Below are 14,606 nucleotides of genomic sequence, written 5' to 3' on the forward strand. Positions count from 1 at the left end.
AACGTCCTCCCTACTGTGCTTAAAAACACCTCATATTAACGGAAGGATTTTGGCAAGTAGCTTTTGAGTAACTTACGACCTTCATCATTAATACAATAATAAACATCCAATTCTCCGTCTTTAGTAAGACCGAGTTCCGCTTCATCAATAACGCCGTTAGCCACCATGGATAAAGCGTGATTTTTAAACTTATTTCTAGTAAACTGGCTTTCTGTGCCATACTCAGCACGTAAGCCGTCCATCATTTGATCAACATTGGCTTTCTCTACTGTAGAAAAAAAGTGGAGTAAGCGAAAGCGCAACGGTAATAATTGACTCATAAATCAGTCGCCTCCTATTTTTTTCTAAATAAATCCAATGGATTCATAGATACCATCGTTACCCCGATAAGTACTGCTAAACAACCAACTACCATATTAGTTGTAATTTCAGTGATATTACCGAAGGCGATATTTAATAATACACCCCAGATAACGAATGTAGAGTTCATAGCCATACCCTTAGCACAGCCTACTTTATTATTTGCTGTATACCACATCAAATAAGAGAAGCCTGCTACAGCACCGGCTGCTGCCAATGAACCAATTGCCATCGGCGTTCCGGCAATTACATTTACTGCTGTCCAACCACCTACTATCGGCAATACGATAATCGACAGAACAACACCGGATGTAATTTCACGTAAGTTAATGGCAATATTAGGATCCACCATGGACATACCAAACACGGCCAATACGATTTCAGTGCCCCAGCACAATGCTGCAATACCGGCAAAGATAAGACCTAATGTGAAGTTAGGTGCATCTCCATCCGGTGGCGCATAACTTACAATAATGGCCCCGATTACAGACATAAATATGCCGACCCACATACGGGCATTAATCGGTTGTTTTAAGAATATACGAGATAACAGACAACCAATGATTGGGTAAAGCGCTGTAATTGTCAGCGCATAAGCCGGTCCGGCCATTGCAGACCCCATAAAATATGTAGATTGTCCGATTGGACCACCTAATAATGCGGCTATACATACGATTAAGCCCGGCTTCGTTTTAAACGTACGCCAAACTTCTTTACCCATGCCGTTAATCGCATTAAAGATTAACAATGCGATTGCTGCACACACGTCGTTGATAGCTGCACAGGCAAGAGGTATTGCATATAGTGCAGCACTTGCGCCCATCATTGTCGTGATAACATCTTCAGGTATAAACCCATATCCCAAGGAGAAGAGTAAGTTATTTACCCCCCATAAAAAGCCGCTACCGATACCAATCAGTATCCCTACGCGATTAAATTGCGAATCCTGTTTGGCCTTCAGAGCCAGCGCTTGTTGCTGTATTGCTTGTTCCAAAAAATCCACCCCTATCGTGTCACCTTATCCCCGATACTATCTTAGAAGTGATCTAACATAGTACGGCTAATAATTTCGTCCTGTACTTCCTTACAAAGTTCTACGAAGTAAGCACTATAGCCAGCAACGCGGATAATTAAATCACGATATTTGTCAGGTTCAACCTGGGCTTTTTTCAATACTTCGTTATCTACATAGCTGAACTGCATTTCCCCGTTCCCTAAAATCGAGGCTGTGCGAAGCAATGTAATCAGGCCGTTTTCGCCTTCCGGAGTTTCAAGAATACCTTTTAATAATTTGAAGTTATGAACCATACCGATAGTCATATCTTCGTTACCCATCTTACTTACAGACTTGATAATAGCTGTAGGTCCTAATTTGTCATCCCCTTGTGTTGGGCTGATGCCGTCAGACAATGGAGTCCAAGCTTTACGGCCGTTAGCAGATGCAGCAGTTAATGCACCGATTGGCGTATTGTTGGAGATAGATAATGTACCATGACTGAATTTAGCATATAACATGTCGTATTTCTGGCATTCATCTTCAGTCCAGTTAACGATATCGCGGCAGATTTCGTCAGCGTATGGATTGTCATTACCATATTTAGGAGCATTTACACAGTCTGTATGGATGTTCTGATAGCCTTCAAAGTTAGCATTAAGAGCATCGCGGAGTTGAGTTAATGTGTATTTATGATCATCGAATACTAATTTTTTAATAGCTGCCATGGAGTCAGCATATGTAGCAAGGCCGGAGAATACGATACCAGGGCCACTGTTAACCAATGCGCCGCCTTCCATAACGTCTTTACCGGAGTCCATACAACCTTCAACCATAATGGACATCAATGGTTTTGGAGCTACATCGCGATGTACACGCTGACTTACTACAGTACCAATTGCGGATAAGCGAATGATATGAGCAATTTGTTTTTTAACAGCTGCTTCGAATTCTTCATAAGTCTTGAATGCTTCAATATCGCCTGTGTCAACGCCTTCTTTGCGTTGGTTAAGCTGCATAACGCCGCGGTTCAATACGAATTCGATAGCGATTGGCCATTGTGTATAAGAAGTGGATGTCCACTGGTAGATACGGCCGGATTTTTGAGGTTCAACGCAACCCATTAAACAATAGTCGCGGGAATCTTCTAAGCTGAAGCCTTTAGCAAGCATCATCTTAATATGGCAATCATCGAAGTGACAAGCAGGGAAACCAAGGCCTGCTTTAACTACTTCTACGATTTTCTGCATGTATTTTTGTGGTGAACGGTTATGAATACGTGCAGCCAAGGATGGTTGGTACATACGAGTCAAACGAACAGCATCCATGATTAAGTATGTTAAATCATTAGTAGCGTCGCCGCCCTTACGTAACTGACCGCCGATTGTACAGTTGATGAATGGTTGGTAACCTGCGAAGTAAGTAGAGCCACCTTCGGAGGAAAGCCACATAAATTCGGAACATTTGATAATGAAGCAGCTCAATAATTCAAATGCTTCCAATTTGTTCATACGACCTGCATCCATATCAGCTTTGAACATTGGGTAAATATATTGGTCAAGACGACCTAAGGAAATACCTGTTTGGTTTTCTTCTACCATGAACAAGGATTCTACAGTCCAGATGGATTGTAACGCTTCATGGAAAGTTTCAGGTGGGTTAGCTGGTACACGAGTAAGAATTTCAGAAATTTTCATCAATTCTTGTTTGCGTTGTGCATCGGATTCAGTCATTGCTAACTCACGAGCGTAGTCGGATAAACGACGTGCATAAGTTAAAACGCCTTCACACGTTTCGATACATGCTTTGTAGAAGTAGATTTTTTCAATATCTTCAGGACGTTCCATGGAAAGTTTTGCTAAATGTTCTTCAGCTTCTTTCTTCACGCCGTTGATACCTTTTTTAACCAATACTACGTCATAGCCAGGGCAAGTATCGCCACCGCCGTTGATTTGGTGGTAAGACAAATCACTTACACCGCTTTCACCGGAGATGCTCCATACACCTGCTTCACGATATTGTTCTTCACAAATTTCGTCCAAGCTGCGGTTTTCCCAGAATGGGAATACTTGTTCACGAAGAATGCGTTTATCTTCTTCACTGATAATGAATGGATCTTGAGGGCGAGTTGCCATTGTATCCAATTCATCGCGAACCCAGCGCCATGCGATATCAGGAGATACGGAACCTGCACGAGGTTTACCGCCTGGATGCCCTACAATAAGTTCATCTGGCTGAATCAATAATGGTGCTGTTTCACAAGCGCGACGGAAACATTTAGCACGAAGAACCTTCTTAGGAAGACCTGCATGAGCTTTAGTCACTTCAGTGAAAGCTAATGCACGATGAATACTAACACTTGGTTTAACTTTTAAATACGCTTCACGAAGGCGTTTCATACGAGGTGTCAACTCGTTAATTTCCCCATCAAATGCAGGTGCTTTGTAGTCTTTGTAGCTACCGCCGGCACCATTGCTTTTAATATCTTGTGACAAATTTTGGAATAATTTTAGTAATGCAATAGACTCTTCTTTAGATAGATTCTTCGTTGCCTCAGAAAATTTATCAGTAAATTCCTGAATGTTCATGAATAAATCCTCCTTTGCCAATTCAATATATGAATCCCTAACAAACCTTACTAATCGTTAGGATTGTAAATTTTTTAATAATACGTTTAATGCGTTTTCAAGATCGAAATCTTCGCCTTCGAGGAGCGAATGTCCCATCTTACAACGTTTAGCCGGATTCGATGGATTGGATACGCCTGTCGATGCAGCTTTTACCGTTTCCATACCATTAAAACCTGTCGCATGAGCCGGTACATCGTCGTGTGTCACTGTGCCCTGAGCCGGAACAGTATGACAAACGCCAGGATGAGCTAATGCTTCATCTATGTGCCGTACACCATAACCAACTTTTCTGATGTTGATTAAGTTCATCGGAGAAATATTGTCCGATGTGAAACCGCCACCAACACTACCTGTACTCAAAATTAGAGCAGGCGGTAAGTGAGTTGTTAAACCAATGCCCCCTAAAGCACCGGAAGTATTAACAAGCATACGCGATACCGGTTTCTTCAATGCGAATTCTCTGATAACCGCTTCATCCTGCGAGTGAATTACCAATGTATGGCCCTTACCTTCGGTAATGAGCAATTCAATACATTTTTCACAGGCAAACATCCAGTTCTTTTCTACGAAGAACGCCAATACAGGACATAATTTTTCTCTGCAATATGGGTTCGTAGCAGATACATACTGTTGTTCGGAGATTAATACGGTAGTATCCTCAGGTACTGTAAATCCTGCTTTTTTAGCAATCTCATACGCAGAGCGTCCTACAATATCCGGATTGTGGCGTCCATCTACCGTATAGAACAGCGGACAAAGCATGTCCGATTCTGCCTGCGTCATAAAGTATGCTTTATGTTTAAGTAATTCCTGTTTAACCTGGTCTGCAATACATTCTTCGGCTACAATCGATTGTTCCGAGGAGCAAAGCAAGCCATTGTCAAATGTTTTACTACTTACTATTTCACAAACTGCCTTTTTCACATCCGCTGTGTGTTCGATAAAGGCCGGACCATTGCTCGGACCACCGTTAATTGTAGGTTTCCCTGCAAAGTGAGCTACATCCGCCATTTGTCTAGCGGTATTGGAAATAATAAGTGATGTATCTTTGTGCGACATAAGCGCCTTGGAGCCTTCTGGAGATAATACTGTTAAGTACGAAATAATATCTTCCGGCGCACCATTACGCTTAGCTGATTCGATTAAAATATCAAGTGTGCGCATAATTGAACGTTTTGCTTTAGGATGTGGCGAGAATACGATCGCATTGCCCGACTTAATAGCAATTAAAGTCGTACAAATAGCAGTCGATGTTGGATTTGTCGATGGCAGTAGGGCCACAATAACGCCTACCGGAACACCAATATCCATGGTTTTCGCTTCATGGTCTTCATTAATGATACCGACAGTTTTCATGTCTTTGATATATGAATATAAGAACTCAGACGCGAAACGATTCTTTACGCATTTGTCATGAACTATACCAAATCCTGTTTCTTCAACAGCTAATTCTGCAAGTTCTTCCGCATGTGATGCAATATCTTTTGCCATGCCTTCCACAATTTTGTCAATTCGTTCTTGTGTATAAGTACTGAAGATTTTCTGTCCTTCACGAGCGTTTTCAATTAGAATACGCGCTTCCTGTGTAGACATCAAATCTGTATCAATCCGTATCACAGCGCACCTCCCTTCCCCTTTTATTCACCGAGTTCTACAGTGTAAAAGAATATTTTCTCGCAATTTTTACAATATCAGGATGCGGGTTAGGCAGTACTAGATGACAGTACACATCGCCCACTTCCTGAGCTCGCGCTACGCCCGCTTCTACGGCGGATTGTACCGCGCCTACGTCACCGCTGATAATTACGGAGATAAGACCGGAGGCTACGTTTTCGTAACCGATCAATTCCACATCTGCGGCTTTACACATCGCGTCGGCAGCTTCCAGAACCGATACGAGGCCAAATGTTTCGATAAAACCTAATGCATTGTGCTGCATAGTTACCTCCTACTCTTCCGCATCCAGTTCATGTGCGTCTACAATATGTTTAATCTTACCGATTGGTCTCGGCATTACGTTTTTAGCAGTCATTTCGCCACAAGCGGCTGCCGCTTTGGCGCCTGCTTCTACAGCTGTTGTTACAGCTGCTACATCACCGCACACAAGCACTGTTACTAAACCGGAACCTACGTTTTCATAGGAAATCAACTCTACATCAGCGGCTTTACACATAACATCGGCTGCGGCGATTGCCGGAACCATTCCGCGAGTTTCCACTAAACCAAGAGCATCACCCTGGTATTTCATAATTGTTCCTCCTGCAAATACATACTATAATGTACTTTCAACAGCGGTAAACGCTGCTAAATTTACAAGATCATCTACGGAATACTCATCCGGTACACGCTGCACCGGCTTAGCTGCTCCAATGAGCAACGGTCCGAATGCTTCGGCACGTCCGAACAATTTCACCAGGTTGCATCCGATATTGGCTGCATTTAGATCTGGGAAAATCAATACATTTGCTTTCCCTGCTACGTCAGATTGTGGTGCCTTACTTTTTGCTACTGACGGTACAATGGATGCATCCAATTGTAATTCACCGTCAATTTTGTGAGCCACATGCGAGTTTTTAACTACTTCACAGGCCGCTACCACTTTGTCTACAAGCGGATCTGATGCACTGCCTTTACTGGAGAAAGACAGTAAGGAGACCCGTGGTACTCCAATTCCAAATACCTTTTCCGCCAAATCAGCGGTGCCGATAGCTATTTGAGCTAACTCTTCAGAAGTAGGATTTTTAACAACCTCACAGTCACTGAAGAATAAAGTTCCTTGTTTGCCATACTCCGGTGTGTTCGTATGCATAATCGTCGTGGAGGAAATTCTTGTATGGCCTTTTTTAAAGCCTACAATGTGTCCTGCCAATTCGGCGATACTTGCACACGTGCAGGTATTCCCTAAAATTAATCCGTCGGCATAGCCGGCTTCTACGAACATCATTGCGAACACGGCTGGATTTGATGTTAACAAATGCATAGCCCGTTCAAAGTTATCGACTCCGCCACATTTTTTATCGCTTAATAAGTGATTCACCATTGTGCGCAGACGATAATCTGTAGTCACATCAACTATAGGCATAAGGCCTAAGTTGATGTGATGTTCAGAAGCCAACTCTTTAATACTACTCTTCTTACCTAACAAGGTAACCGTAGCAAATCCGGCTTGCATAATTTGTACTGCTCCTTGAAGCATACGTGCATCAGCATCAATAAGCATTGCAATATTTTTGCGCCACGGCTTTGCTTCGGCCTTGATTTGCTCCATTATATTCATATCGACTAATCCCTATTACGCTTCGTTAGCATGAGGAATGATTAATTCAACGTCGGTATGAGGGCGAGGAATTACATGAACAGATACTAATTCGCCAACGCGTTGAGCTGCTGCTGCGCCTGCGTCAGTAGCGGCTTTAACTGCGCCTACGTCACCACGAACCATAACTGTTACATAACCACCACCGATAGTTTCTTTACCGATCAAATACACATTAGCTGCTTTTACCATTGCGTCAGCTGCTTCGATAGAACCTACTAAACCTTTTGTTTCCACTAAACCTAATGCTTCGTTTTTCATAACATGTTCCTCCATTTTCTTATTAATGTTTGTAAGAAGCTTCTAAGTAATTAATTAACACCTGTTTGTTGGCCGAAGAAATCTTACGACCTGAAATACCTAGATTTGGCTGGCGTCGCGCTAATTTGCGTAACTCCGAAACCGACATTCTCTGCAAGTTTTCCGCTGACAGTTGAACTACATCTGTCGCAATGGCTGCTGTTTCCACCTTTACTGGTTCTTCTACTACAGCTACGTCTTCAATCACTTCGATTGATTCAGCACTGTGCAAGTCTTCGGAACCGGCATCGGCAGTCGGAGCAGTTTCTGCAACGTTTTCACTGTCGAAGGCCACTTCATCCACTGTTTTTTCCCCTGAACCGGAAGGCTTCTTAGGCGTATCTCCCGGGCCAAAAGCTTTTTCAATGTCGCCAATCGGCCTTGGAATAACATGGGCAGACAAGAGTGAGCCGGGTGTTACCTTTTCAGCAGCCGCTGCACCTGCTTCTACAGAAGCTTTAACAGCACCCACATCGCCGGTAATCAAAATCGTCACCAATGTAGCTGTTGATTTTCGTTTACCTACGAGCGAAACATTCGCCGTTTTCAACATAACGTCACAAGCTTCAATAGCAGCGATTAAGCCCTTAGTCTCAATCATACCTAATGCATCCATCATGTCTCTCCTTTCTTATTAGATTCTATATGTTTTGTGAAAAACCGTTAGAATTTGCAGTCTTCGTCGATAATACCTACGATAACTGCATCTACAGGTATGTTATCATCGCCAATCATACGGCGCGCCGACGAACCTGTAGTTACAAGTACACGTTCCCCAATGCCGGCGCCGATAACATCGGCCGCAATGAGTCGCGATATACTCGCCTTTTCGTCAATTACTTCTACTATCATGAGCTTCAGTCCACGCAAAGACTCGGCTTTACGAGTGGACCAAATGTTGTCAATAACTTTTGCTGCAATCATGCTATACTCCTTTTACTCGAAATCGAGCTTACCTAGCGTTTTTATAAAGCACATTTTTAACCTTGCTTTTAGCAAGATAATCAACGCTCTTTATAAAAAATGATTAAGGCATTATTTCATCTGTACATTCCAAAGCAATTCCCAAAGGAGTAACAAACATTGGATTCAATGGTTTTACCACTGTAAGACCCAATTTTCGTTCCAAGGCCTGCTCAATGCCGGTCAAGCAACATGTGCCGCCTACCAGATAAATGGTATCAATATCATAGCCCTCAATATGCTGTTCTATAATCGACCCCACTTTATCAATAACCGGTGTTAAAATCGGTAACAGTTCACGATGATTTTTTGGATCTCTCTTAAACTTTTCCGCTTGGTCGAAAGCCATTTGATAAGCCCCTGAAATAACCAAAGAGAAATGAGTACCTCCTGTAGGTTCATCGGCTACATATACGCGTTTTCCATTTTTAAAAATGGAAATCCCCGTTGTACCACCACCGATATCGACGATAGCGCCGTTATCAATCTTAAGTACCGCATTAGCTGCGGTAGGTTCATCCAATAAATTAGTAATTTCAAAACCTGCGCCCTGTACAACATGCTTTACTGCACCGCCATCCACACCTTCAGTTCCTGGTGGAATTGCAGCGGCCGCGTAAATTAATTCAGTACCGAGCTGTTCTTCCAACTTAGCTTTCATCTGTCGTACCAGCTGTACAGCGCCTACATAGTCAACAACCATACCGTCTTTAACCACATTGGCAAACTGATAAGCTCCGGCAACAGGTTCTTTATTTTCATTAAGTACTGCAATTACTACGAAGGCAGTCCCTAAGTCTACCCCGCAATAATATGTGGAGGATGCTTTTTTAATCGGCTTTTTTACTACCTTTTCAAACGTTTCCACCAATTCATCACAATACTGAAAATCTTTTGTGTTCTCTTCCAAAGTGTCCTCCTAATACGCTAAATTCGGCAGTACTTTCGATACTCCAATAGTGCTTCCAATTCAGCTGACTTTTCACCTTTGAGTGCGCTCAAAAGATCAAGTGCAAAAATATTCGTTTCTTCTATCCCCAACTGCATTAAGTATTTCTTCGCAGTTGCTATCTGACGTTCATCCGCTAAGTCTGCCTTTGCAATAACCCCTACAGGTCTGCAATTGAATGAAGTAGCAAACAAAGGAGGATATGTAGTTGTTTCTGTCAGAGGGTCTATGACACAAACCAGGACATTTGCTTCCTGAGATGTGGCTACGAGATATTTATAATTGTGTGGCATCTCCAAATACACACTAGGTGTGTCAATGGTGTACTTGCCATAAATAATATCTTGTGTTCGTCGCGCCGGCCGCTCTACTTCGTTGAATATATTTGCCAAAGTAGATTTACCGCATCGTCCGGGGCCCACAATCATAATCCGTTTCTTTATCATAGAGTCTAAGCTCGGGTAATCTCAGCAGGTGGGAATCCGAGCATTTTTTCCAGAACATCCAGGATAGCTACAGAAGCTGCTTCTACACTGGATACATCTCCATAAATTACTAAAGATCCGGTAAAACGATCTAAGAATCCAATTTCCACGCTGGCCGCCTTCGTCGCAATATCCGCAGATATAATGGCCGCCTCTTTCGGAGTTACGGTAAAGATACCGATAGCCCCACAGGGATCAATCCCTAGCCGCTCATATAAATCCGGGCTTGGCGAGGCGATGATATGGGCCAAACTGATTTGTTTCCCCGGCACCATTTCTTGTATGATGCGCGCTTTATCATTTCCATTCCCCAAAAATAAATTTTTCATCAAAGCACTTCCATTCTATTGCTGATACAGTCTACGAGTTAATAAAGCGTGACTTAAAAGCGTTGGCTATAAGCTTTTTTATACAACTCTACAATATCATCCAGCTTTGGTTGGCGTGGTGCAGTTGGTGTACAACGATCTTCCAAGGCATTCTTCGCCATATCCGGAATCGCTGCAAGGAACTCGCCTTCGTCAATTCCTAGTGCTTGAATATTTTTGGCTACGCCTAAAGTACGTTTCAAGTCAACTACAGCAGCACGGAGATTCATATATCCTTCGCGAACTGTGCGAGCTGATAAACCTACTGCCTTTGCCATCTCAGCGTATTTCTGTGCCACGCAGCTGCGTTCTAATTGGCAAGCGCCAACATTGTAGTCCATAATGGTTTCAAGTAATACAGTATTCGCACGGCCATGTGGAATGTGGAACTTGCCACCTAACGCATGTGCCAGACTATGATTCAAACCCAAGCCTGCTTGCGAGAAAGAAATCCCTGCAATACAAGAGGCTTTATGCATTTCACTACGAGCCGCTTTATCTTTTAAGTTTGCCTTTAACTTAGGTAAGTTTTCAAATACCATGCGAGTGGCTTTTTCAGCTAACGCATCTGTAAATGAAGTGCTGTCTGTTGATACATAGGCTTCAAGAGCATGTGTCAATACATCAAGACCGGTATCATAGGTGATTTTTTCCGGTACGCCCATAGTATAATTGGCATCTAAAATCGCAATGTCAGGTACCAACCAGTCTTCAATAATACAAATCTTACCTTTTTCTGCTGTAATTACTGCAAAAGATGTACATTCAGAGCCAGTACCACTCGTTGTAGGAATTGCCACAAATGTAGGTTTTTTCCATGTGGCACTGTTTTCTACCTGACGCTCAAAGTACATAATCCCTTTAGCCGCATCAATTACGGAGCCACCACCTACAGCAACAACTAGTTCAGGCTTAGCCTCTGCATAAACCTTAACACCTTCAGCGATGACTTCTGTACTTGGATCTGGCTTAACACCGTCAAAGCAAGCTACCTGAACCCCTTTGGCTGCCAACAGTTCGTTAACCTTTTTCAAGTAACCAAATTCCACCATGAAGTGGTCTGTTACGATTAAGGCTCTTTTACAATCAATAGTATCCAGCACGGATAAACTGTCATCGCCGCTGAACACTTGACCTGTAAACTTAAACTTCTCCACTCATATCCCTCCTCAAATACCTTTTATATGTCTATTTCAAACCTTTTTGTAAACAGATAGTAAATGTATGCAAAAAAACTCATATATACTATGCAGATATTTTCTTATAAAAAAATTTGCCCGTTTTACACAGTAGTCGGATAACTGTTATATGCAACATTTGTAAAATTTTTACACAAATTTTACTCATTAATTATTTTATTAATCAACAACACTTGTTGTTCATTAATCTCTCATTTTAAGTCTGCCATATAACCAAAGTGTTTAAAAAACACTTTACTATCCAGCTATTATGCGGGCTTACATTACTTTATTTATCTCTTCATAGTTTTTATATATACGTATTTAACATATTAACTATAACACATTCGTAAGTACCATTTAACCTTTTAGAAGCAAAATAGCTATACAAAATTGATATAGTCACCAACAAAAACCCTATTGCAAATCATATATTTTTTGGTTACACATACCAAATAGTCTTATTTAATACCATATTTAAAACGATTATTACAAAGAATTTATCAAATTTATAAATTCTTTTACCGGAGGCAACTGTGGTAGCAATATCGTAGGAGCCACTATTTTCAAGTCTTCCATAGAGTAACACCCGGTAGCAACCCCTATAGATTTCACGCCTATATGATGTGCTGCTTTAATATCAGCAGGTGTATCCCCAATAAAAATACATTTTTCGATATGCTCCGCATAGGTCCCCGAAATTTTACGTTTTAATTCTTTTGCCACCTCCAATTTTGTTGTAAATTGATCGGCAAGAATACTGTCTTTCCAATTAAAATAACTGCCCAAACCATATAGAGCCATTTTATTTTGAGCACAACGCTCTCGATTGCCCGTAAAAAAACGATTCTCCCAATCTGCCTCTTCGGCAATTCCTTTTATAATAGACTCTACAGAAGGTAACAGTGCTCGCTTTTGAGCCTGTAGAGCATTACAAAGTTCATCTTCATACCAATCCAAAAATAAGTCCAGTGCCTTAGCGTCCGGACTGCCTTTATATGCTGCAATGTAGTATTGCCATGCCACATAGCTATCAGTTTTGCCACCTATCGTCATCGTCAGCGGCGGGCGTTTCATATGTAAGCGCTTTTCAAATATAGCATCAAGCGCAGCACAACCTGCCGGCCCGGTGTCAATTATCGTTCCATCTATATCCCAACAAAGAATTTTCATAATTCTGACCCTTATACTTCTATCGCTTAACTACTTTCGATGTAATTTAAAATTGCCGGTATTACCCTAACATTAATTAGATTTTGAATTTTATCTTTAATTACGATTTTAATTATGTCTTAATTATATACGTTTTATGTTTCAACTGCAATCTTCTAGTTTTTATCTGACTAATATATGTCAAGAATTTATCATGACACAACTTCATAAAATCACTCATTTTATATAGCCTTTATATTCCGAACCTACTCTTTCTATAAAGTAAAACTCAGCTACTTAAAGTTTATATAAAACATATATATTTAAAGCATATATTTGTAAAAAATATAAAATAAAATTCCCCTCTTTACCGGTTGTTCGGCAAAGAGGGGAAAGTTTAAACCACTATACCATTCAGCAGGTCATTCGATTCTATTCGTAGTTTATCTCCTTTATCGATTGAACGTAAGGAGCATTAAAATCTAAAAATTACAGTTTATAACTTTATAAATCCATCGATTAGAACATAAAGAATGTCATAACTTGAATTGTCAACGCCCCTAACACTAATGGGATCATTGTCTGTTTTACCACTTGGAACGGCGATACGTTAGCCACGCCGGATACGGCTACTACAACGGCCGCGATTGGCGATGTGGCACGGAAAATACTGGCTGTTAATTGCATTGGCAACAAGATGTTAACCGCTTCTACACCCACTTTTTGCGCTACGTTTGGAGCAAATGCGGAGAAGGCGAAGAATGGCGCATTCCCGGAGCCCATGATAATGGTGGCACCGCCAATGATGGCGCACATTACGAGAATCATAGCTGTTGTTCCGAAGCCCGCATTTTCAGCCTGGCCGATAAGGTAGTCAATAGCACCTAACTGTTGCAAGCCTTTGGCAAATGTTTCACCGGCGATAATCAGTGTTACTACGGTAGCGAATTGAACGCCCATGCCGTCAAAGAAACCTTGCATGCTCTTGAATACTTCTTTTAAGTTCCAGGTTCTGATAAATTCGCAAAGCATAGCAAATGCAAAGCCAATATACAATGCTACGTTAATACCCATTTTAATGCCGCCTACTTTAAAGAAACCGAACAGCAACACAAGGATTACCGGTACAGTCGGTAACAATGCATAGAATTTAGGCACTGATTTAACTTCTTTTTCTACCGGTTCTTCTTCAATTACCGTTTCTACAATACCTTCCAATTTTCGTTTTCTGTCAAAATACTGTGCCACGAAGTAGTGTGCCACAACCATTACCAAGCTGATGGCAATCGCAACCGGCAACTGATAGCTAATAAAATATTCCACCGGTGTAAGTCCGGAGTATTTAGCTGCCAAAATTGTATTCCCTGAAGATGGTCCCAAATCCAGACAGCCATTGGTAGCAATAACGGCAGTGGCTGTTGTGCGGCTGATACCTAACGAGATGTATAGAGGATACATGGTAACCATGAGTAAAAGACCGAAACCGGACGCACTTGGAATGAATGGATGCAAGCATTGGCCAATCAAGAACCCCATACATAACACAATGTACGGAGACTTAACTAAATGCAACGGCTTGGCAGCTACGCGTACCATAGCTTCACTGGCACCAATCATGTTCATGTATTTCGCGAAACCGGCGCAAACCATGATCATCAGACCTAATCCGCCTGTACGGCTATTGGTGAGTATATCCACGAAGCGGAACATATCAAACCACACGTTCCCCGTAGATTCCTTAGCACTTACTAATGGTTGTCCATACCCCAGCATAAGTGCAATAGCAATCATAATAAACCCGGCGCAGATTAACACAGCCTGCGCTTTGTATTTCTTTAAGATGAAATACCCTGTAATAACTGTAACGATCAACGCTATAATTGTACCTAACATAACGTTTCCTCCCTTATA

Annotated in this window: 15 protein-coding genes and 1 pseudogene; all 16 read right to left on the reverse strand. The window is 41.7% G+C overall.

Annotation, left to right across the window (positions count from 1 at the left end):
* Positions 1-35: 35 nt before the first annotated feature.
* The 16 genes and pseudogenes from KHZ77_RS02545 to dcuC all read right to left on the reverse strand — a co-directional run bounded on the left by KHZ77_RS02545 (position 36) and on the right by dcuC (position 14,588).
* Entirely contained in the window at positions 36-320 is a 285-nt protein-coding gene (locus tag KHZ77_RS02545; protein ID WP_295195418.1) for a hypothetical protein, read from the reverse strand.
* Positions 321-334: 14 nt separating this feature from the next.
* Entirely contained in the window at positions 335-1,354 is a 1,020-nt protein-coding gene (locus KHZ77_RS02550; RefSeq protein ID WP_295195420.1) for a DMT family transporter, read from the reverse strand.
* A 41-nt stretch (positions 1,355-1,395) separates the two neighbouring features.
* Positions 1,396-3,942 (reverse strand): choline trimethylamine-lyase, encoded by a 2,547-nt coding sequence (cutC, locus tag KHZ77_RS02555; RefSeq protein ID WP_295195422.1) that lies wholly within the window; start codon positions 3,940-3,942, stop codon positions 1,396-1,398.
* A gap of 57 nt (positions 3,943-3,999) precedes the next feature.
* Positions 4,000-5,601 carry an aldehyde dehydrogenase family protein gene (locus KHZ77_RS02560; RefSeq protein WP_295195424.1) on the reverse strand — a complete coding sequence of 534 codons (1,602 nt, stop codon included), beginning with the start codon at positions 5,599-5,601 and terminating at the stop codon, positions 4,000-4,002.
* 34 nt (positions 5,602-5,635) lie between these two features.
* Complete coding sequence (locus KHZ77_RS02565) at positions 5,636-5,923, reverse strand: BMC domain-containing protein (RefSeq protein ID WP_295195426.1); 288 nt, start codon at positions 5,921-5,923, stop codon at positions 5,636-5,638.
* A gap of 9 nt (positions 5,924-5,932) precedes the next feature.
* Positions 5,933-6,232: a BMC domain-containing protein gene (locus KHZ77_RS02570; protein WP_295195428.1), complete on the reverse strand. Its 300-nt coding sequence runs from the start codon at positions 6,230-6,232 to the stop codon at positions 5,933-5,935.
* Between the two features lie 24 nt (positions 6,233-6,256).
* Positions 6,257-7,252: a phosphate acyltransferase gene (locus KHZ77_RS02575; RefSeq protein WP_295195430.1), complete on the reverse strand. Its 996-nt coding sequence runs from the start codon at positions 7,250-7,252 to the stop codon at positions 6,257-6,259.
* A 24-nt stretch (positions 7,253-7,276) separates the two neighbouring features.
* A complete protein-coding gene (gene eutM / locus KHZ77_RS02580; RefSeq protein ID WP_295195432.1) occupies positions 7,277-7,561 on the reverse strand; it encodes an ethanolamine utilization microcompartment protein EutM in 285 nt (94 codons plus the stop codon).
* 400 nt (positions 7,562-7,961) lie between these two features.
* Positions 7,962-8,219, reverse strand: a pseudogene (locus tag KHZ77_RS02585) (BMC domain-containing protein); the annotation flags it as partial.
* A gap of 44 nt (positions 8,220-8,263) precedes the next feature.
* The gene (locus KHZ77_RS02590; RefSeq protein WP_295195434.1) at positions 8,264-8,524 is read right to left on the reverse strand and encodes a EutN/CcmL family microcompartment protein; all 261 of its coding nucleotides are present in this window, start codon (positions 8,522-8,524) and stop codon (positions 8,264-8,266) included.
* Between the two features lie 103 nt (positions 8,525-8,627).
* Entirely contained in the window at positions 8,628-9,473 is an 846-nt protein-coding gene (eutJ, locus tag KHZ77_RS02595) for an ethanolamine utilization protein EutJ (RefSeq protein WP_295195436.1), read from the reverse strand.
* 17 nt (positions 9,474-9,490) lie between these two features.
* On the reverse strand, positions 9,491-9,958 hold the full coding sequence (locus KHZ77_RS02600; RefSeq protein WP_366664906.1) for a EutP/PduV family microcompartment system protein: 468 nt from the start codon (positions 9,956-9,958) through the stop codon (positions 9,491-9,493).
* A 5-nt stretch (positions 9,959-9,963) separates the two neighbouring features.
* Positions 9,964-10,326 carry a BMC domain-containing protein gene (locus KHZ77_RS02605; protein WP_295195438.1) on the reverse strand — a complete coding sequence of 121 codons (363 nt, stop codon included), beginning with the start codon at positions 10,324-10,326 and terminating at the stop codon, positions 9,964-9,966.
* Between the two features lie 53 nt (positions 10,327-10,379).
* Positions 10,380-11,522, reverse strand: a complete 1,143-nt coding sequence (locus KHZ77_RS02610; RefSeq protein WP_295195440.1) for a 1-propanol dehydrogenase PduQ — start codon at positions 11,520-11,522, stop codon at positions 10,380-10,382.
* Between the two features lie 510 nt (positions 11,523-12,032).
* Positions 12,033-12,716 (reverse strand): HAD hydrolase-like protein, encoded by a 684-nt coding sequence (locus KHZ77_RS02615; RefSeq protein ID WP_295195442.1) that lies wholly within the window; start codon positions 12,714-12,716, stop codon positions 12,033-12,035.
* A 498-nt stretch (positions 12,717-13,214) separates the two neighbouring features.
* The gene (gene dcuC, locus KHZ77_RS02620) at positions 13,215-14,588 is read right to left on the reverse strand and encodes a C4-dicarboxylate transporter DcuC (protein WP_295195443.1); all 1,374 of its coding nucleotides are present in this window, start codon (positions 14,586-14,588) and stop codon (positions 13,215-13,217) included.
* Positions 14,589-14,606 lie beyond the last annotated feature (18 nt).

This window comes from Veillonella sp. (assembly GCF_018364065.1).
GTDB lineage: Bacteria > Bacillota > Negativicutes > Veillonellales > Veillonellaceae > Veillonella_A.